This is a genomic window from Cellulomonas biazotea, assembly GCF_004306155.1.
In the GTDB taxonomy this organism is placed as follows: Bacteria; Actinomycetota; Actinomycetes; order Actinomycetales; family Cellulomonadaceae; genus Cellulomonas; species Cellulomonas biazotea.
Map to the genome: position 1 here is coordinate 1 of NZ_BIMR01000003.1, position 18,108 is coordinate 18,108.

An 18,108-nucleotide genomic window follows, 5' to 3' on the forward strand; every position below is an offset into this window, starting at 1 on the left:
GCGTCAGCGGGAGCGGCGGCGGGACGGTCGGGGGGAGCCACCCCGTCGGTGGGAGCGGCCGCGGGCTCATCCGCCGCACGGGCCGTGGTGCGCGCACGCCCGGACGCGGCCTTCGCCCGCGCCGCCGCGCGTGCGGACAGGACCGCGACGACGGGGAACGCGAGGACGGCGAGGATGTTGCCGACGCCGCCGACCTGCACGACGACGGGCAGGTCGCGAGAGTCGCCGACCGCCACGCGGAGGGCGAGCGTGACGTGCAGCGCGACGAGCGGCCCGTACATGGCGGCGCGGTACGGCAGCGGGCGGCGCAGGACCGCCGGCAGGATCACGGGCGCGTGCGCCATGACCATCGAGAGGACGAAGCCGAGGAACACGGCGTGCAGGACGGCGTCGTAGCCGGGTCCGGCCAGCAGCGGCCCGCGCAGCAGCCACAGCCCGCCGGCGACGGCGAGCCAGGCGTACCCGGCGAGCATCGCGACGGCCATGAACCGCGGCAGGCCGGTGGCCCGCACCGTGCGGCGCGCGACGTCGTACCGGACGAGGAACCCGACGAGGACGAGCAGCGTCGCGCCGAGCAGCGCGTAGCCGACGCCGGGTGCCAGCAGCGCGACGGCCGCGGCGACGGGGAACGCCAGGGCGGCGCCGACGACCCCGCGCTCGGCGACGGGCGGCGGCGCGGCGACGCGCATGAGCTCGAGGCGCTCGCCGGCGACGGTGAGCACGAGGAACCCGACCCACCACGGCACGAGCCGGGGCACGGGCACGTCGCCGAGCCACAGCACCGCGGAGCCGACCGCGAGAAGCGCCGCGAGGCCCTGCACGGCGACGGCGGCGGCCGCCTGGCGCCGCCACACGACGCCGTACAGCCCGACGAGCGCGAGCGTCCCGCCGAGCTGGGCGGCGCGACCGGCGGCCAGCGGCAGCGGGGTGAGCAGCAGCAGCCCGCCGACGCCCAGCAGCGCGGGCGACAGGTAGCCGAGCGGGCGACCGACGGCCACGGCCCGCTCCAGCGCGACGAGCGCGCCGACGAACCCGAGCACCATGAGCGCGCCGTGCACGTCGGGCAGACGGTCGGTCGTGACGGGCGCGGGCAGGCCGAGCAGCACCAGCGCGGCGTCGAGGCCGGCGAGGAGCGCGACGGCCACGGGCACCATGAGCGCCACTCGTCCACGCAGGTCACGGGTTTCCACGGCTCGACCGTAGATTTCCCTCCCCCACCTGCGGATGGGACGGAGGTCCCGAGCCGGGGCCGACCCGGGGCCACGATGATCGGCCCATGTCCCGACGCACAGCGGCAGCACGCACGCTCGGCTCGGGCAGCCGCGTGGACCTGCTGCACCTGCTGCAGAGCGGCGGCCCGCAGACCGTCGGCGACCTCGCCGACCGGACCGGCCTGCACGAGAACACGGCGCGCGAGCACCTGCAGCGCCTGGTCCTCGACGGGTTCGTGCACCGTGAGCCCGAGGTCCGCACGACGCGCGGCCGCCCGCGGATCGTCTACCGCGCGATCACGTCGCAGGACGTCCGCACGGACCCCGTCGCGGCCCGGCGGCTGGAGGACGCGATCGCCGGGGCCGCGCTGAGCCGTGTCCTGCTGGCCGGCTACGGCCGGACGGTCGAGTCGGTCCCCGAGTCGGCGCGCGCCGCGGGCCGTGACCTCGCCGCCCGGGCGGTGGCGGCCGTGCAGACCCCGTCGCCGCGTCCCGCTCCCGACCTGCCGCCCGAGCAGCGTCAGCTCGACGCGCTCACCGCGCACCTCGACCGGCTGGGCTTCGACCCCGACCTGGAGGACGAGCCGCTGCGGTTCCACCTGTGGCGCTGCCCGTTCCTCGACCTGGCCCGCGAGCGCCCGGACATCGTGTGCAGCGTGCACCTGGGCCTCGCGCAGGGCGTCCTGGACGCCGTCGGCGGACCGGTCGAGGCGGCGGCGCTGCACCCGTTCGTCGAGCCGCACCACTGCGTCCTGGAGCTGCGCGCGCAGGTCCCCGCGGTCGCTGCCGCCACCACCTCTTGACCGGGCACGCCCTCTCGCCCCACCCCCACCACGACCCCGTCCTGGTGCCCGCACACGCCGTGCATCCGGGCACCACGACGGGGTCGTCGTGCGGACGAGCGGGTCGGGAGGGCCGGTGGCTTTTCCACGGCACTCGCGCTGGAGCGGGTCGCGGCCGGCCCGGGATGCTCACGCCGAGGGGAACGGCAGCGTCACACCCCGACGCTCCCCCGACGCATCAGGAGGACCCGATGGCCGCACCGACGACGCTCGCGCCCGACCTCGCGAACTGGAACCCCGAGGACGAGTCCACGTGGGACAAGAAGCTCGCGTGGCGGACGCTGTGGATCACGACGTACAACCTGACGCTCGCGTTCTGCGTCTGGTACCTCGTGAGCGCGATCGCGCCGCGGCTCAACGTCATCGGGTACGACCTGTCGAAGGAGCAGCTGTACTGGCTCGTCGCGATCCCGGGCCTGGCCGGCGGCCTGTTCCGGATGGCGTACACGTTCCTGCCGCCGGTGCTCGGGACGCGCACCCTGGTCGGGGGCACGGCGACGCTCATGCTGCTGCCGATGGCGGGCTGGACGATGGCGGTCCGGGACCCCTCCACGCCGTACTCGGTGCTCCTGCTGCTCGCCGTGGCGGCGGGCCTGGGCGGCGGCGCGTTCGCGGGGTTCATGCCGTCGACGAGCTACTTCTTCCCGAAGCGGATGGCCGGCACCGCGCTGGGCCTGCAGGCCGGGCTGGGCAACTTCGGCGTGAGCCTCATCCAGTTCCTCGTGCCGTGGGTCATCGGCTTCGGCCTGCTCGGCACGGCCGCGCTGACGCCGCAGGAGAAGGCCGACGGCGGCGGTGACCTGTGGCTGCACAACGCGGGCCTCGTCCTCGTGCCGTGGGTGCTGCTCGGGATCGGCCTCGCGGCGCTCTACCTCAAGCGCGTCCCGGTGACCGCGAACCTCCGCGAGCAGATGGACATCTTCCGCGACCGGCACACGTGGTTCATGACGGCGATCTACGTCATGACGTTCGGCGCGTTCTCCGGCTTCGCCGCGCAGCTCGGCCTGCTCACCCTCAACCTGTTCGGCGGCTTCGAGAACGCCCCCGACCCGCTGAAGTTCGCGTTCCTCGGCCCGCTCCTCGGCTCGATCACCCGCGCTGCGTGGGGCCCGCTGTGCGACCGGTTCGGCGGCGCCGTGTGGACGCTCGTGTCCGGCATCGGGATGACGGTGAGCACGGTCTTCACGCTGTTCTTCCTGCGCCCGACCGACACCAGCTCGTTCGGCTGGTTCCTCGCGGGGATGCTGCTGATCTTCACGTTCGCGGGCATCGGCAACGCGGGCACGTTCAAGCAGATGCCGATGATCTTCGACCGCCGTCGTGCGGGCGGTGTCATCGGGTTCACGTCGGCGTGCGCCGCGTTCGGGCCGTTCCTGGTCGGCATGGCCCTCTCCGCGTGGTCGCCCACGGCGTTCTTCGTCGGCTGCGCCGTGTACTTCGCGGCCTGCACCGTCCTGACCTGGGTGCAGTACGCCCGACCGGGCGCCCCGCGCCCCAGCTGACCCGTCCGGCCGTCCCTCTCCCCCCGGAGGTCCCCGTGCCCCCTCGCCAGCCCGGTCCCGCCTCACCCGCGGGCACCGACCACCCCGCCGTCGACGCGCTCCTGCGGATCGGCTCGCGCCTGCGCCCCGGCACGGTGTCGCCGGACCTGCGCAGCCTGTTCCTCGAGGGCGGTCGCAAGGGCGACGCGTTCTACCGGGACCGCTGGTCGCACGACAAGGTGGTGCGCTCGACGCACGGCGTGAACTGCACGGGCTCGTGCTCGTGGCAGGTGTACGTCAAGGACGGCATCATCACGTGGGAGACGCAGCAGACCGACTACCCGTCGGTCGGCCCGGACTCCCCCGAGTACGAGCCGCGGGGGTGCCCGCGCGGCGCGTCGTTCTCCTGGTACACGTACTCGCCGACGCGCGTGCGCTACCCGTACGTGCGCGGCGTGCTGCTGCGCGCGTACCGCGAGGCGAAGGCCCGCACGGGCGACCCGGTCGCGGCGTGGGCGCAGGTCACGTCCGACCCGGAGACGGCGCGCGCGTACAAGTCGGCGCGCGGCAAGGGCGGGCTGGTCCGGGCGACGTGGGCCGAGGCCTCCGAGATCGTCGCCGCCGCGCACGTGCACACCATCAAGGAGTACGGGCCGGACCGGGTCGCGGGGTTCTCCCCCATCCCGGCGATGTCGATGGTGTCGCACGGGTCCGGGGCGCGGTTCGTCTCGATGCTCGGCGGCACGATGCTGTCGTTCTACGACTGGTACGCGGACCTGCCCGTCGCGTCCCCGCAGGTGTTCGGCGACCAGACCGACGTCCCCGAGTCGGCGGACTGGTGGAACGCGTCGTACCTGGTCATGTGGGGCTCCAACGTCCCGGTGACACGGACGCCGGACGCGCACTTCCTCGCGGAGGCGCGCTACCGCGGCCAGAAGGTCGTCGCCGTGTCGCCCGACTACGCGGCGAACACCAAGCTCGCCGACGAGTGGCTGGCCCCGCACCCCGGCACGGACGGCGCGCTGGCGTTCGCGATGGGGCACGTCGTGCTGCGCGAGTTCCTCGTCGAGCGGCGCACCGAGCGGTTCGCGGACTACCTGCGGAAGTTCACCGACGCGTCGCACCTCATCACCCTCAAGCAGCGCGGTGACGCGTGGGTGCCCGACAAGTTCCTCACGGCGGACGTGCTGGGCGCGGCGGCAGGCGACGACGCGCAGGCCCGCGACGCGGCGTTCATGACGGTCGTCCTCGACGCCGACGGCACGCCGCACGTACCGAACGGGTCGCTCGGTCGACGCTTCGACCCCGCGCAGGAGGGGCGGTGGAACCTCGACCTGGGCGACGTCGAGCCCGTGCTGTCGATCCGCGACGTCCGCGGCGCTGCGGCGGGAGAGGACGCCGTCGCCGTCGACCTGCCGCGCTTCGACCTCGCCCCCGAGGCGGGCGCCGAGCACCAGGGCGGTGCGGGCGTCGTGCGCCGCGGCGTGCCCGTGACGCGCCTGGGCGACCAGGTCGTGACGACCGTGTTCGACCTGCTGCTCGCGCAGTACGGCGTGGGCCGCGACGGCCTGCCCGGCACGTGGCCGACGGGCTACGACGACGCGTCGTCGCCCGGCACGCCCGCCTGGCAGGAGGAGATCACGTCAGTCCCCGCCGAGGCGGCGGCCCGGATCGGGCGGGAGATCGCGCAGAACGCCGAGGACTCGGGCGGGCGCTCGATGATCCTCATGGGCGCGGGCACCAACCACTGGTTCCACTCGGACACGATCTACCGCACGTTCCTCGCGCTCATGTCGATGACCGGCTGCCAGGGCGTCAACGGCGGCGGCTGGGCGCACTACGTCGGGCAGGAGAAGTGCCGGCCCGTGACGGGCTGGGCGCAGTACGCGTTCGGGCTCGACTGGGTGCGGCCGCCGCGGCAGATGATCGGCACCGCGTTCTGGTACCTCGCGACCGACCAGTGGCGCTACGACGGCCTGCCCGCCGACGCCCTGGCGTCGCCGCTGGCCGAGGGCCGGTTCGCGGGGCGGACCACCGCCGACTGCCTGGTGGAGAGCGCGCAGCGCGGCTGGATGCCGTCGTACCCGACGTTCGACCGCAACCCCCTCGACCTCGTCGCCGAGGCCCGGGAGAAGGGTGTCGACCCCGCGCAGCACGTCGTCGACGAGCTCGACGCCGGGCGCCTGCGCTACGCGTGCGAGGACCCGGACGACCCGGCGAACTTCCCGCGCGTGCTCACCGTGTGGCGGGCGAACCTGCTCGGCTCGTCGGGCAAGGGCAACGAGTACTTCCTGCGGCACCTGCTCGGCACCGACTCGGCCGTGCGCGCCCCCGAGTCCGAGCCGGACCGGCGGCCGCAGTCGATGACCTGGCGGGACGAGGCCCCGCGCGGCAAGCTCGACCTGCTCGTCACGAGCGACTTCCGGATGACGTCGACCACGCTCTTCAGCGACGTCGTCCTGCCCGCGGCGACCTGGTACGAGAAGCACGACCTGTCGACCACCGACATGCACCCGTTCGTGCACTCGTTCAACCCGGCCATCGCGCCCCCGTGGCAGACGCGCACGGACTTCGACATCTTCCACACGCTCGCACGCGCGTTCCAGGACCTCGCCGTCGACCACCTGGGCACGCGCGAGGACCTCGTCGCGGTCCCGCTGCTGCACGACACCCCCGACGAGCTCGCGACGCCGCACGGCGCCGTGCCCGAGGCGATGGGCCGCGTGCCGGGCGTCTCGATGCCGAAGCTCGTCGTCGTCGAGCGCGACTACGCGACGCTCGCCGACCGGTGGGCGGCCCTCGGCCCGCTCACCGCGAAGGTCGGCATGGTGACCAAGGGCGTCGCGTTCTCCCCCGACGTCGAGGTCGCCGAGCTCGGCCGCGTCAACGGGACCGTCCGGGACGGCGTCGCTGCGGGGCAGCCGCGCCTCGACGACGCCAAGCACGTGTGCGAGACGATCCTCGCGCTGTCCGGCACGACCAACGGCCGGCTCGCGGTGCAGGGCTTCGAGCGCGTCGAGAAGCGCACCGGCACCGAGCTCGCGTCGCTGGCCCGCGACCACGAGGGCAAGCGGATCACCTTCCCCGACGTGCAGGCGCGGCCCGTGCCCGTCGTCACGTCGCCCGAGTGGTCCGGGTCGGAGCACGGCGGGCGGCGGTACTCGGCGTTCACGATCAACGTCGAGCACCTCAAGCCGTGGCACACCCTCACGGGCCGCCAGCACTTCTTCCTCGACCACGACTGGATGAGCGAGCTCGGCGAGAACCTGCCGGTCTACCGGCCACCGCTCGACCTGCACCGGCTGTTCGGCGACGCCCGCCCGGGCTCGACCGACGCGTCCGGCGCACCCGGCTCCGAGGGGCACGCCGAGGTCGCCGTCCGCTACCTGACCCCGCACTCCAAGTGGTCCATCCACTCGGAGTACCAGGACAACCTGCACATGCTCACGCTGTCCCGCGGCGGCCCGACGATCTGGATGTCCCCGCAGGACGCCGCGACCATCGGCGTCACCGACAACGAGTGGGTCGAGGCGTACAACCGCAACGGCGTCGTCGTCGCGCGGGCGGTTGTCTCGCACCGCATGCCCGCCGGGACGGTGTTCATGTACCACGCGAAGGACCGCACGGTCGACGTCCCCCGCTCGGAGACGTCGGGGCTGCGCGGCGGCATCCACAACTCCCTGACCCGGGTGCTGCTCAAGCCGAGCCACCTGGTCGGCGGGTACGCGCAGCTGTCCTTCGCCTTCAACTACCTGGGCCCGACCGGCAACCAGCGCGACGAGGTCACGACGATCCGCCGCCGCTCGCAGGAGGTGACGTACTGATGAAGGTCATGGCGCAGATGGCGATGGTCATGAACCTCGACAAGTGCATCGGGTGCCACACCTGCTCGGTGACGTGCAAGCAGGCGTGGACGAACCGCGAGGGCGTCGAGTACGTCTGGTTCAACAACGTCGAGACCCGCCCCGGCCAGGGGTACCCGCGCACCTACGAGGACCAGGACCGCTGGGGCGGCGGCTGGGTGCGCAACAAGCGGGGCCGGCTGCGCCTGCGTTCGGGAGGCCGGTTCACCAAGCTGTCGCACATCTTCGCCAACCCCCGGCTCCCCGAGGTGAGCGACTACTACGAGCCGTGGACGTACGACTACGACGTCCTGCTGTCGGCCCCGCAGGGCGAGCACACGCCCGTGGCCCGCCCGAAGTCCCTCATCACGGGCGAGGACACGAAGATCACCTGGTCGGCGAACTGGGACGACGACCTGGGCGGGTCGGCGGCGACGATGGCGAAGGACCCCGTCCTGGCGCAGATGAGCGACCGCGTGAAGGCCGAGCTCGAGAGCGCCTTCATGTTCTACCTGCCGCGCATCTGCGAGCACTGCCTCAACCCGTCGTGCGTCGCGTCGTGCCCGTCGGGCGCGATGTACAAGCGCGCCGAGGACGGCATCGTGCTCGTCGACCAGGACGCGTGCCGCGGCTGGCGCATGTGCGTGTCGGGCTGCCCGTACAAGAAGGTCTACTTCAACCACGTCACGGGCAAGGCCGAGAAGTGCACGATGTGCTACCCGCGCCTCGAGGTCGGCCTGCCGACCGTGTGCTCGGAGACGTGCGTCGGGCGGCTGCGCTACCTCGGGCTCGTGCTGTACGACGCCGACCGCGTGCTGGAGGCCGCGTCCGTCGAGGACCCGGCGGAGCTGCTCGCCGCGCAGCGGTCCGTGCTGCTCGACCCCGACGACCCCGAGGTCGTCGAGGCCGCCCAGCGCGACGGCATCCCGCTCGACTGGGTGCTCGCCGCCCAGCGGTCGCCCGTCTGGGCTCTCATCTCGAAGTTCGAGGTGGCCCTGCCGCTGCACCCCGAGTACCGGACGATGCCGATGGTCTGGTACGTCCCGCCGCTGTCGCCCGTCGTCGACGTCGTGTCCGGCTCGGGCAACGACGGCGAGGACGCCCGGACGCTGTTCGCCGCGATCGACCGGCTGCGCATCCCCGTCGAGTACCTCGCGGGGCTGTTCACCGCGGGCGACACCCGGCCCGTCACGGCCGTCCTGCGGCGCCTGGCCGCGATGCGGGCGCACATGCGCAACGTCAACCTCGGCACCGAGCAGGACCCGCGCATCGCCGGGTCCGTCGGGATGACCGCCGACGAGGTCGAGGCCATGTACCGGCTGCTCGCGATCGCGAAGTACGAGGACCGGTACGTCATCCCGCCCGCGCACGCCGAGAGCGCCCGCGCGCTCGACGAGATCGCCGAGGCCGGGCTGGGTTGCTCGCTCGACGGCGAGGGCGGCCCCGGGATGGGCGGACCGCGCGGCGTGCGGCCCTCGGCCCTCGCGGGGACCGTGGGCGTCGAGTCGTTCCACCCCTCGACGCAGCGGGCCGAGACCCCGGCGCGCGTCAACCTGCTCAACTGGGGCGGCAACAAGGGCGAGGCGGGCCTGTTCCCGCCTGCGCCCGGGCAGCCCGGGTACGGCGACGGGCCGACGGAGGCCCACGCGTGAGCCGCCGGAGCCTGCCGTTCCTCGACCCGGTGCGCGTGACGACGGGCGAGCGGTCCGTCGCGCACCTGGCCGCGGCGATGCTGCTCGACTACCCGGACGAGGACGTGCGGGCGAACGTCGACGTCGTGCGGGCGTCCGTCGAGACGCTGCCCCGCACGGTCACCGCGTCGTTCACGGCGCACCTCGACGCGGTCGCGGCGATGAGCCTCGCCGAGCAGCAGGCGCACTACGTCACGACGTTCGACCTGCGGCGACGCTGCGCGCTCTACCTCACGTACTACTCGTCGGGCGACACCCGGCGCCGCGGCATGGCGCTCGTGACCTGCCGCGAGGCGTACCGGGCGTGCGGGTTCGAGCCGCACGACGACGAGCTGCCCGACTACCTGCCGAACATCCTCGAGCTGTCCGCACGCGCACCCGGGCCCGTGACCGACGCGCTGCTCGGCACCCACCGCGAGGGCCTGGAGGTCCTGCGGTCCGCGCTGCACTCCGTCCCGAGCCCGTACGCGCACCTGCTCGACGCCGTCTGCCGCACCCTGCCCGCGGTCGACGACGCGACCGCCGAACGGTTCGCCGCGCTCGTCGCGTCCGGCCCGCCCGGCGAGACCGTCGGGCTGTCCGCACCCCTGCTGCCCTTCCCCACCTTCCCGTCGAGCCGCTCGGAGGTGCCCGCATGACGACCACCGCGGTGCTGCTGTGGGTCGTGGTGCCGTACGTCGCCGCGACCGTGTTCGTCGTCGGGCACGTCTGGCGCTACCGGCACGACCAGTTCGGCTGGACCACCCGCTCGTCGCAGGTGCACGAGAGCCGGCTGCTGCGCATCGGGTCGCCGATGTTCCACATCGGGATCCTCATGGTCATCGGCGGGCACGTCGTCGGCCTACTCATCCCCCGCGCGTGGCTGGAGGCGGTCGGGATCCACGAGCACGCGTACCACCTGGTCGCGACGTGGGCCGGGAGCGTCGCGGCCGTCCTGACGATCGCGGGGCTCGCGATCCTCGTCTACCGGCGGCGCGTCGTCGCCGCCGTCCGGCGCGCCACCACGACGTCCGACAAGGTCATGTACGTCGTCCTCGGCGTCACCCTGTTCTGCGGCACCGCCGCGACCGCGCTGTTCCAGGTCTTCGGCGGCGGGTACGACTACCGCGGCTCGATCGCGCCGTGGATCCGCGGCCTGATGTCGCTGCGCCCCGACGCGACCCTCATGACCGACGTGCCCGGCATGTTCCAGGCCCACGTGCTGTCCGCGATGCTCCTGTTCGCGATCTGGCCGTTCACGCGCCTCGTGCACGTCCTGTCCGCACCCGTGGGCTACCTGGTGCGCCCGTACGTCGTCTACCGGACCCGCGACCCCCAGCGTGGGACGCGCGTCACACGCCCTGGCTGGGAACGGGCCGAACGTCCCGGGGCACCGGCCGAGCACCGGTGACACGCTGACGACCGGGCCGTCCGGGACACCGTCCCCCGACCGCACGACCTGCACGACTGGCACGACTGGCACGACCCGCACCGGAACGAAGGAGAACCCCATGGCTGCCGAGAACGTCGAGATCCTCACCACCGCCCCCGTCGCGGAGCCCGCCGGCCACAGCTGCGGCTGCGGCGGCCACGACGAGGCCGACCCGGTCCTCGACGTCCGCGCGATCCCGCACGCCATCCGGCACGCGACCGTCTTCGGCGCGTTCGAGGCGATCGCCCCCGGGGCCTCGCTCATCCTCGTCGCGCCGCACCTGCCGCGCCCGCTGCTCGCGCAGCTCGCCGAGCGCGCCCCGATCGAGACCGAGGTGCTCATCGACGGCCCCGAGGCCTGGCACGTGAAGATCACGCGCGTCGCCTGACGCGCACGACAGACCCGCACGCCCGACGGCGGCGGCGAGGACCGGGGAAGGTCTCGCCGCCGCCGTCGTCGCGTCCGGGCTCAGCGGGACGCGGTGCAGGTGAGCGCCGACGTGGTCCCCGTGCCCGTGCCCTGGAAGCCGAACTCCGTGTACTGGCCGGGGTTGAGCGACCCGTTCCACGCCGCGTTGGTGAACGTCGCGGTCGAGCCGCTGCTCGAGTGCGACGAGCTCCACGCGTTCGCCACGGTGCCGTTCGGGAGCGTCGCGGTGACCTTCCACGACGTGACCGGCCCGCCGGTCGCGGTCACCCGGACGTTGACGACGAAGCCGCCGGGCCACTGGCTCGCGACCGTCCAGCTGGCGGTGCAGGCCGCGCTGCCGGGGGTCGCGGTCGGCGTGGGGGTCGGCGTCGGGGTGACCGTCGGGGTCGGCGTGGGCGTCACGGTCGGCGTCGGCGTGGTCGTCGGCGTCGGGGTCGTGCCCGAGATCGCAGCCGCGAGCGCCGGGTACCACCGGTCGGCGAGCTTGACGATGCCCGCGTCGCCGGGGTGCACGCCGTCGTACGTGTCGGTCGCGGGCACCCACCCGGTCGCCTGGTCGACGACCGTGACCGGCGACGCGGCCGTCGTCAGGCCCGCGGCCCACGCGGGGATCGCGGCGTTGAGGGCGGCCGTCCGGCCGGGGCACTCGGTGCACGTCGGCGGGGCGACGGGGATGATCTGCGCGACGAGGACCTTCATCTGCGGGTTGCTCGCGCGCATCTGCTGCACGAGCGTCGTGTAGGCCGCGAGGATCTCCTGCGTCGAGCGGTTGCTCCACACGTCGTTCGTGCCGAAGTGCATGACGACGACGTCGGGGTCGGTCGCGGCCAGCCACGGCACGAGCTGGTTCTGCGCCGCGACGTTCGTCACGAGGAAGCCGCCGTGGCCCTCGTTGTCGCCGTCGTGCGCGAACCCGCAGCCCTGCGCGGGCAGCGTGCCGACCATGTCGATGTTCGTGTACCCGTTCTGCTGGAGCTTCTGCCACAGCAGCGCGCGCCAGCAGCCCGGGTTGCCGGTGATCGAGTCGCCGAGCGCCATGATCCGGACCGGGTCGGCGGCCTGCGTCGGACCGGCCAGCGCGAGCGCGCCGACCAGCAGGAGCAGCAGCGCGGCCAGGGCGCTCGCGAGCCGTCGCGAGAGCGTCGTCGTCATCGTCGTGTCCTCCCGTGGACTGCGCGCGGGAGGGTCCCGCGCGCGGCGGGACGTCCGCGGCCCGCCACAGGCGAAGCGTGCTGGTGCGGGCCTCGCGGGGCCAGGTGGAGCGCTTCGACGAAGCCTTTCGTCGTCGAGATCGGGCGCAGGACGCACGCCCGCGCCGGGGCATCGACTTCCGGACCCGTCGACCGCCGGCGGCGACGTGAGAGGCTCGGGACCATGGCGGCGGAGGTGACCCGAGCACGCGTCGACGCGTGGACGTGGGCGGTGCGGCTGTTCCCCACCCGGTCCGCCGCGGGCGCCGCGTGCCGTGCGGGCCACGTGCGGGTCAACGGGGTGCGCGCCAAGCCCGCGACGATGGTCGTGCCGGGTGACGAGGTGCACGTGCGCGGCGGCGAGCGTGAGCGCGTCGTGCTCGTGCAGCGGCTCATCGTCAAGCGCGTCGGCGCGGACGTCGCGGTCGGCTGCTACCTCGACCGCTCCCCCGTCGTTCCGCCCAAGGAGCACCGGGCGCTCGTCGCGCAGCGCGACCGCGGCGCGGGCCGCCCGACCAAGCGCGACCGCCGGCTCATCGAGCGCCTGCGCGGCCACTGACACGCCGCCCCCGCGGGCCGGTCGACGCCGACCGGTTCCCGGGGCCCCTGCAGGTCAGACGCCCTCGACGCCCTGCACGCGCATCCACTCGTCGACGCCGGTCACCGCGAGCACCTCCGTCACCTGCCGGCTCGCGCCGACCAGCCGGACCGCACGCCCCGCCGCCCGCGCGTCCCGCACCAGCCGGACCAGCACCGACAGGCCGGTGGAGTCCATGAACGTCACGTCGCGGCAGTCGACCGCGACCGCCCCCTCGCCGCCGGCCGCGAGGGCCGCCCACACGTCGTGCGCCGACTCCCGGACCGCGAGGTCGACGGCCCCGCGGAGCACCACGTGCAGCGTCGTGCCGTCGGACGCGAGGTCGACCACGCCGTTCGCGCCGGTCACGCCGCGACCGTCCGCAGCCCGAGGCGCCGCTCGAGGGCCATCGCGTCGAGCGGTGCGCGCACCTTGACGTCGTTGTCGAAGTAGACGAAGACGTCCCGTCCCGCCGACGGCGCCGCGGGGCCGGCGAGCGTCCGCGCCCCGGCCGGCTCGCCGCCCGCCTCCCACACCCGCAGGCGCGCGGCCCAGCGGTCGAGCGCGGCGTCGTCGTAGCCGCTGACGTACAGCTCGGTGTCGCCGTGCAGGCGCACGTAGACGACGTCGGACGTCACGTCGTGCATCACGGGCCAGCGTCCCGCGGTGTCGGCGACGACGAGCCCGACGTCGTGCGCCCGCAGCAGCTCGACGAACCCGGGCGTCTCGAAGGTCGCGTGCCGGACCTCCATCACGTGCCGGACGGGACGGTCGGCGTCGGTGGTCGTCCACGCGCGCCCGTCGAGCCGCTCGTCGTGCGCGGTCGCGAGCTCCGCGGCCGCCTGCGTCGTGCGGGGCAGCTGCGCGAAGAACGCGGCCAGCCGGTCGGGGTCGTAGCCGAGGGTCGGCGGGAGCTGCCACAGCACGGGACCGAGCTTCGGCCCGAGCGCCAGCAGGCCGCTGGCGAAGAAGTTGGCGAGCGGCGTGCCGACGTCGGCGAGCTTCTTCAGGTGCGTGACGAACCGGGGGCCCTTGACCGACAGCACGAAGTCGTCGGGCGTCGCCTGCGCCCACGCGCGGTAGCTGTCGGGCCGCTGCAGCGCGTAGAACGACCCGTTGACCTCGATCGTCGTCATCCGCTCGGCGGCGAACTCGAGCTCCTGGCGCTGCGGCAGGCCGCGCGGGTAGAAGACGCCGCGCCACGGGGCGTAGCGCCAGCCGCTGATGCCGACCCGGATGGCCACCGGCCAAGCCTGCACCGCCCCCGGCGGCCCGGCATCCTGGCATCCCGGCACGGGAGCGCACACTGGAGCCGTGCCCCTCGACCGCGCCGCCTCCCGGGAGGTACCTCGGGACGTCCCCGGCGACGTGCCCGCGGACCAGCCCGGACCCGCCGAGGCGCCCGCACGGACCGACGTCTACCGGCCCGCCCACCGCCTCGACGTCCGGCGCACCCTCGCCCCGCTGCGGCGCGGCTCGGGCGACCCGTGCTGGTGGACGTCCCCCGACGGCGCGGTGTGGCAGGCGACGGCCACGCCGGACGGCCCCGCGACCCGGCGGCTCGCGGTGCACCGCGACGGCGTGCACGTGGCGGCATGGGGTCCGGGCGCCGAGCGTGCGGTCGCGGCGGTGCCCGACCTGCTCGGCGCGCGCGACGACCCCTCAGGTTTCGACGCCTCGCTGCACCCGGTCGTCCGCGACGCTCACCGTCGCCTGCCGGGGCTGCGCGTCCCGTTCGCGGGCGACGTCCTCGCGTCGCTCGTGCCGGCCGTCCTGGAGCAGCGCGTCGTGGGGATCGACGCGCGCGCCGCGTGGCGCAGGCTCGTCACGCGGCACGGCGAGCGGGCACCCGGACCGGTCCCCGCGAGCCTGCGCGTCCCGCCGCCGTGGTCGGTGTGGGCCGCGATGCCCGTGTGGGAGTGGCGGCAGGCCGGGGTCGACCACCAGCGCTCGTCGACCGTGCAGCGGGCCGCGGCCGTCGGCCGGCGCCTCGACGAGACCGTGACGATGCCGCTTCCCGACGCCCGCCGGCGGTTCCTGGCGGTGCGGGGCATCGGACCGTGGACGGTCGCGGAGACGACCGCGCGGGCGCTCGGCGACGCCGACGCGGTCTCGGTCGGCGACTTCCACCTGGCGCACCTGGTCGGGTGGGCCCTGACGGGTCACCGCACGGACGACGACGGGATGCTCGCGCTGCTGGAGCCGTGGCGCGGGCACCGCCAGCGCGTGGTCCGGCTGCTGGAGATCACGCAGGCGTCACAGGCGCCACGGTTCGGCCCGCGCTCGCCGCGCGCGCTGCCGCTGCGCTGACCGCCCGGTCGGGACCGACGGGACGCCCCGGCGCGCGCTGCCCGGCTGGACCGGCCGCGCGGACCGGGGCAGGATGACGGCGACGAGGAGGTGTCCCATGACGTATCCGGTGATCGCACCGCGTGACGAGGAGCGGACCGAGTCGGCCGGGCGGGCGGTCGGGGCGTTCTTCGCCTTCGTGGCCTTCGCCGCCGGGATCGTGCTGTTCGCGGTCTCGTTCACGGGCGAGGACTGGAGCCGGTGGACCTTCGTCGGCGCGATCCTCGCGGTGACGCTCGCGTTCATGATCCCGACGACGATCCTGCCGGCGCTCGAGGACGACTGACCCGACCCGCCGCCGCGGCGACCGCACGGGTCACCTGCCCGGGTCGTCGACGCGACCGCCGACGACCGCCCGACCCCCCGGTCACGCGACCGTCGGGTCGTCCCCGTCCGTGCCGGCGTCGTGCACCCAGCGCGCGATCTGCACGCGGTTCGTCGCGCCGAGCTTGGCCAGGACGTTGCCCACGTGCGTCTTGACGGTCGCGACGCTCACGTACAGCGTGCCGGCGATCTCGGCGTTGCTCATGCCCGCGCCGACGGCCTCGGCGACCTCCCGCTCGCGGTCGGTGAGCGTCGCGAGCAGCGTGCGGGCACGCTGCCGCGGGCGGTCGTCGGCGGGGGCGGTCACGGCGGCGATGAGCCGCGACGTGACGCTCGGCGACAGCATCGGCTCGCCCAGCGCGACGCGCCGGATCGCCGCGACGAGGTCGGCCGGCGGGGTGTCCTTGAGCAGGAACCCCGCGGCACCCTCGCGCAGCGCGGTGAGCACGAGGTCGTCGGCGTCGAACGTCGTGAGCACGAGGATGCGCGCGGTCGACCCCTGCGCACGCAGGCGGCGCGCGGCGCCCAGCCCGTCGAGGCGCGGCATCCGCACGTCCATGAGGACGACGTCGGGCGCAGTGCGCGTCACGACGTCGACAGCGTCGAGGCCGTCCGCGGCCTCGCCCACGACGTCGAGGTCGGGTGCGCCGCCGAGGATCATCCGCAGGCCGGCCCGCACCAGCGCGTCGTCGTCGACGACGACCACCCGGACCGCGGTCATGCCGGCCACGGCAGCCGTGCGTGGACCAGGAACGTGCCGTCGCCCTGGTAGCCGTGCTCGAGGGTCCCGCCCGCGAGCGTGGCCCGCTCGGTGAGGCCCACGAGCCCGACGCCTGGCCGGTGCCCCGCCGCGGCGGTCGCGAACGCCCGGTTGCGGACCTCGACGTCGAGGTGCTCGCCCGGTGTCCCGGCGATCCGCACCTCGACGGGCTGACGGGGCGCGTGCCGCCGGGCGTTGGTCAACGCCTCCTGCACGATGCGGAACGCGCTGCGCGACGCCGACACGGCGAGAGCGCCGGGGGCGTCCCGGCCCGCGGCGGCGTCGAGGGCGACCGGGTCGAGGCCACCGGTGTCGAGCCGCACGTCGGCGCCGGTGTCGCGCGCCTCGGCGAGCAGCGCGGGGAGCTCGGCGAGCGTCGGCTGCGGGGGTGCGACCTCGTCCGGGCGCAGCGGGTCGCGCAGCACGCCGAGGACGTCGCGGAGCTCCGCGAGCGCGGCGTGCGCGGCGGACGCGATCGTCTCCGCGGTCTCGACGACCTGCGCGCGCGTCAGGTCCTCGCGGTAGGACAGCGCCCCGGCGTGCAGCGCGACGAGCGAGATGCGGTGCGCGAGGACGTCGTGCATCTCGCGCGCGATGCGGGTGCGCTCGGCCTCGCGCGCGACCTCGGCCGCGAGCGCCTGCTCGCGCTCCGCGGCCTGCGCGCGGGCGTGCAGCGACGCGACGAGCGCACGCCGGGTCGCGATGCCGTGGCCGGTCGCGAGCACGATCGCGACGACCGCGATCCCGAGTGCGACGTCGCCCAGGTGCGTCAGCGTGGGCTCGGCGGTCCCCAGCAGCCGCGGCAGGTGCACGAACGTCGAGTACACGGTCGCGGCCGTCCAGACGACGACGGTGGCGACGGTCCACCGTCGTCGCCGCCAGGTCGCGAGCGACACCACCGCGAACGTCGCCGCGCCGACCGACGCGACGGAGACGGCGGTGAGCGCGGTCGTCACGCACGCGACGGCGAGCGGGTACCGGCGACGCAGCGGCAGCAGCGCGAGCGCGACCGCGCCGAGCACGAGGTCGAGCATCATCACCGCGGCGACCGTGTCGGCGTGCGGGACGGGGTGCGCCTCGGCGCTCACGACGACGCCCTGCCCGAGCCACGCCACCGCGCCGGTCGTCCCGGCCAGCAGGTAGCGCCACGCGCGCGACCAGCCGCGCCACCGCGGGTGCAGCCACGCGTCGGGCGTCGGCTGCTCGGCATCGCGGGACATGGCGACCAGCCTAGGCAGCGCCGCGCGTCCGCAGGTCAGCCGTCGGTCGGCGAGGGCTGCGACTTTCGGTGGAGACGGGCGCCGACGGTGGGGCGGCTCGGGGACGGCGTGCGCCCGCGCCGGGCCGCCCGGACGGCCGCGGCGGACGCGCGCGGGGGGCGGCTCGGCCGGATGCCCCGAGTAGGCTCGCGCGGTCGGACGGCACGGCGGGAGGGGTGGCATGACGGGCACGACGACCCCCGGCGGTCGCCCGGTCCTCGAGCTCGCGGCGGACTGCTCGCGGTGCGCCGCGCTGTGCTGCGTGGGCCTGCCGTTCACCCGGTCCGCCGACTTCGCGATCGACAAGCCCGGCGGCGTCCCCTGCCCGAACCTGCGCGACGACCTGCGCTGCGGCGTGCACGCCGAGCTGCGGCAGCGCGGCTTCGCGGGTTGCACCGTGTTCGACTGCTTCGGTGCGGGGCAGCACGTGACGGCGGCGTTCGGCGGGACGGACTGGCGCGACGGCCCGCAGGCGGCCGCGGCGGTGTTCAGCGCCCTCGCGACGCAGCGACGGCTGCACGAGCTCGCCTGGTACCTGACCGACACGCTCGCCCGTCCGGAGGCCGCGCGCCTGCACGACGACCTGGCCCGCGCGCTCGCGCAGGTGACCGAGGTCGCCGACGCGGCCGTGGCCTCCGCCGCCGCCTCCCTCCCGGGCGCGGACCCCGGCTCGCGCCACGGGAACGGCCCGAGCGACGAGCAGGTCGACGCCCTGCACCGGGCGGTCGACGACCTCATGGCG

General features: G+C 74.8%; 16 protein-coding genes and 1 pseudogene. 11 read left to right on the forward strand and 6 right to left on the reverse strand.

Annotated elements, in window-relative coordinates:
* The coding region (locus CBZ_RS00075; protein ID WP_246012910.1) for a DUF8744 domain-containing protein at window positions 1–1,190 on the reverse strand (1,190 nt) is incomplete at its 3' end.
* Window positions 1,191–1,276: 86 nt separating this feature from the next.
* On the opposite strand from CBZ_RS00075, the gene CBZ_RS00080 reads away from it, so the two are divergent.
* The 7 genes from CBZ_RS00080 to CBZ_RS00110 all read left to right on the forward strand — a co-directional run bounded on the left by CBZ_RS00080 (window position 1,277) and on the right by CBZ_RS00110 (window position 10,866).
* Window positions 1,277–2,014 (forward strand): helix-turn-helix transcriptional regulator, encoded by a 738-nt coding sequence (locus CBZ_RS00080; protein WP_130779590.1) that lies wholly within the window; start codon window positions 1,277–1,279, stop codon window positions 2,012–2,014.
* A 230-nt stretch (window positions 2,015–2,244) separates the two neighbouring features.
* Window positions 2,245–3,555, forward strand: coding sequence for an MFS transporter (locus CBZ_RS00085; RefSeq protein ID WP_130779591.1), 1,311 nt, complete (start codon window positions 2,245–2,247; stop codon window positions 3,553–3,555).
* Window positions 3,556–3,590: 35 nt separating this feature from the next.
* Window positions 3,591–7,358, forward strand: coding sequence for a nitrate reductase subunit alpha (locus CBZ_RS00090; RefSeq protein WP_130779592.1), 3,768 nt, complete (start codon window positions 3,591–3,593; stop codon window positions 7,356–7,358).
* Entirely contained in the window at window positions 7,358–9,028 is a 1,671-nt protein-coding gene (narH, locus tag CBZ_RS00095) for a nitrate reductase subunit beta (protein WP_130779593.1), read from the forward strand. The genes CBZ_RS00090 and narH overlap by 1 nt, the downstream gene beginning before the upstream one ends.
* Complete coding sequence (gene narJ, locus CBZ_RS00100) at window positions 9,025–9,705, forward strand: nitrate reductase molybdenum cofactor assembly chaperone (RefSeq protein WP_130779594.1); 681 nt, start codon at window positions 9,025–9,027, stop codon at window positions 9,703–9,705. Before narH ends, narJ begins: the two co-directional genes overlap by 4 nt.
* Entirely contained in the window at window positions 9,702–10,457 is a 756-nt protein-coding gene (gene narI, locus CBZ_RS00105; RefSeq protein ID WP_130779595.1) for a respiratory nitrate reductase subunit gamma, read from the forward strand. The genes narJ and narI overlap by 4 nt, the downstream gene beginning before the upstream one ends.
* Window positions 10,458–10,557: 100 nt before the next feature.
* Window positions 10,558–10,866: a DUF2249 domain-containing protein gene (locus CBZ_RS00110; RefSeq protein WP_130779596.1), complete on the forward strand. Its 309-nt coding sequence runs from the start codon at window positions 10,558–10,560 to the stop codon at window positions 10,864–10,866.
* Between the two features lie 80 nt (window positions 10,867–10,946).
* On the opposite strand, the gene CBZ_RS00115 is transcribed toward CBZ_RS00110, so the two are convergent.
* On the reverse strand, window positions 10,947–12,059 hold the full coding sequence (locus tag CBZ_RS00115) for a GDSL-type esterase/lipase family protein (protein ID WP_130779597.1): 1,113 nt from the start codon (window positions 12,057–12,059) through the stop codon (window positions 10,947–10,949).
* Window positions 12,060–12,281: 222 nt separating this feature from the next.
* On the opposite strand from CBZ_RS00115, the gene CBZ_RS00120 reads away from it, so the two are divergent.
* Window positions 12,282–12,656, forward strand: a complete 375-nt coding sequence (locus CBZ_RS00120; protein WP_130779598.1) for an RNA-binding S4 domain-containing protein — start codon at window positions 12,282–12,284, stop codon at window positions 12,654–12,656.
* A 54-nt stretch (window positions 12,657–12,710) separates the two neighbouring features.
* On the opposite strand, the gene CBZ_RS00125 is transcribed toward CBZ_RS00120, so the two are convergent.
* Both CBZ_RS00125 and CBZ_RS00130 read right to left on the reverse strand, forming a co-directional pair.
* Complete coding sequence (locus CBZ_RS00125; protein ID WP_130779599.1) at window positions 12,711–13,043, reverse strand: STAS domain-containing protein; 333 nt, start codon at window positions 13,041–13,043, stop codon at window positions 12,711–12,713.
* Complete coding sequence (locus tag CBZ_RS00130; RefSeq protein ID WP_218022684.1) at window positions 13,040–13,918, reverse strand: DUF72 domain-containing protein; 879 nt, start codon at window positions 13,916–13,918, stop codon at window positions 13,040–13,042. Before CBZ_RS00130 ends, CBZ_RS00125 begins: the two co-directional genes overlap by 4 nt.
* A gap of 70 nt (window positions 13,919–13,988) precedes the next feature.
* Between CBZ_RS00130 and CBZ_RS00135 the strand changes: the two genes are divergently transcribed.
* On the forward strand, window positions 13,989–14,984 hold the full coding sequence (locus CBZ_RS00135) for a DNA-3-methyladenine glycosylase family protein (RefSeq protein ID WP_246012912.1): 996 nt from the start codon (window positions 13,989–13,991) through the stop codon (window positions 14,982–14,984).
* Window positions 14,985–15,081: 97 nt separating this feature from the next.
* Complete coding sequence (locus CBZ_RS00140) at window positions 15,082–15,309, forward strand: hypothetical protein (RefSeq protein ID WP_130779601.1); 228 nt, start codon at window positions 15,082–15,084, stop codon at window positions 15,307–15,309.
* Window positions 15,310–15,390: 81 nt separating this feature from the next.
* Here the strand turns inward: CBZ_RS00140 and CBZ_RS00145 are convergent, their stop codons facing one another.
* The gene (locus CBZ_RS00145) at window positions 15,391–16,068 is read right to left on the reverse strand and encodes a response regulator (RefSeq protein WP_130779602.1); all 678 of its coding nucleotides are present in this window, start codon (window positions 16,066–16,068) and stop codon (window positions 15,391–15,393) included.
* Window positions 16,065–17,327: a sensor histidine kinase gene (locus tag CBZ_RS00150; RefSeq protein ID WP_130779603.1), complete on the reverse strand. Its 1,263-nt coding sequence runs from the start codon at window positions 17,325–17,327 to the stop codon at window positions 16,065–16,067. The genes CBZ_RS00145 and CBZ_RS00150 overlap by 4 nt, the downstream gene beginning before the upstream one ends.
* Before the next feature lie 220 nt (window positions 17,328–17,547).
* On the opposite strand from CBZ_RS00150, the pseudogene CBZ_RS00155 reads away from it, so the two are divergent.
* Window positions 17,548–18,108, forward strand: a pseudogene (locus CBZ_RS00155) (pentapeptide repeat-containing protein); the annotation flags it as partial.

Bases quoted from the DNA above. Each gene is read 5' to 3' on its own strand.
- CBZ_RS00140 (WP_130779601.1), top strand. From the start codon at position 15,082: ATGACGTATCCGGTGATCGCACCGCGTGACGAGGAGCGGACCGAGTCG.
- narI (WP_130779595.1), top strand. From the start codon at position 9,702: ATGACGACCACCGCGGTGCTGCTGTGGGTCGTGGTGCCGTACGTCGCC.
- CBZ_RS00080 (WP_130779590.1), top strand. From the start codon at position 1,277: ATGTCCCGACGCACAGCGGCAGCACGCACGCTCGGCTCGGGCAGCCGC.
- narH (WP_130779593.1), top strand. From the start codon at position 7,358: ATGAAGGTCATGGCGCAGATGGCGATGGTCATGAACCTCGACAAGTGC.
- CBZ_RS00120 (WP_130779598.1), top strand. From the start codon at position 12,282: ATGGCGGCGGAGGTGACCCGAGCACGCGTCGACGCGTGGACGTGGGCG.
- CBZ_RS00145 (WP_130779602.1), bottom strand. From the start codon at position 16,068: ATGACCGCGGTCCGGGTGGTCGTCGTCGACGACGACGCGCTGGTGCGG.
- CBZ_RS00115 (WP_130779597.1), bottom strand. From the start codon at position 12,059: ATGACGACGACGCTCTCGCGACGGCTCGCGAGCGCCCTGGCCGCGCTG.
- CBZ_RS00110 (WP_130779596.1), top strand. From the start codon at position 10,558: ATGGCTGCCGAGAACGTCGAGATCCTCACCACCGCCCCCGTCGCGGAG.
- CBZ_RS00085 (WP_130779591.1), top strand. From the start codon at position 2,245: ATGGCCGCACCGACGACGCTCGCGCCCGACCTCGCGAACTGGAACCCC.
- CBZ_RS00150 (WP_130779603.1), bottom strand. From the start codon at position 17,327: ATGTCCCGCGATGCCGAGCAGCCGACGCCCGACGCGTGGCTGCACCCG.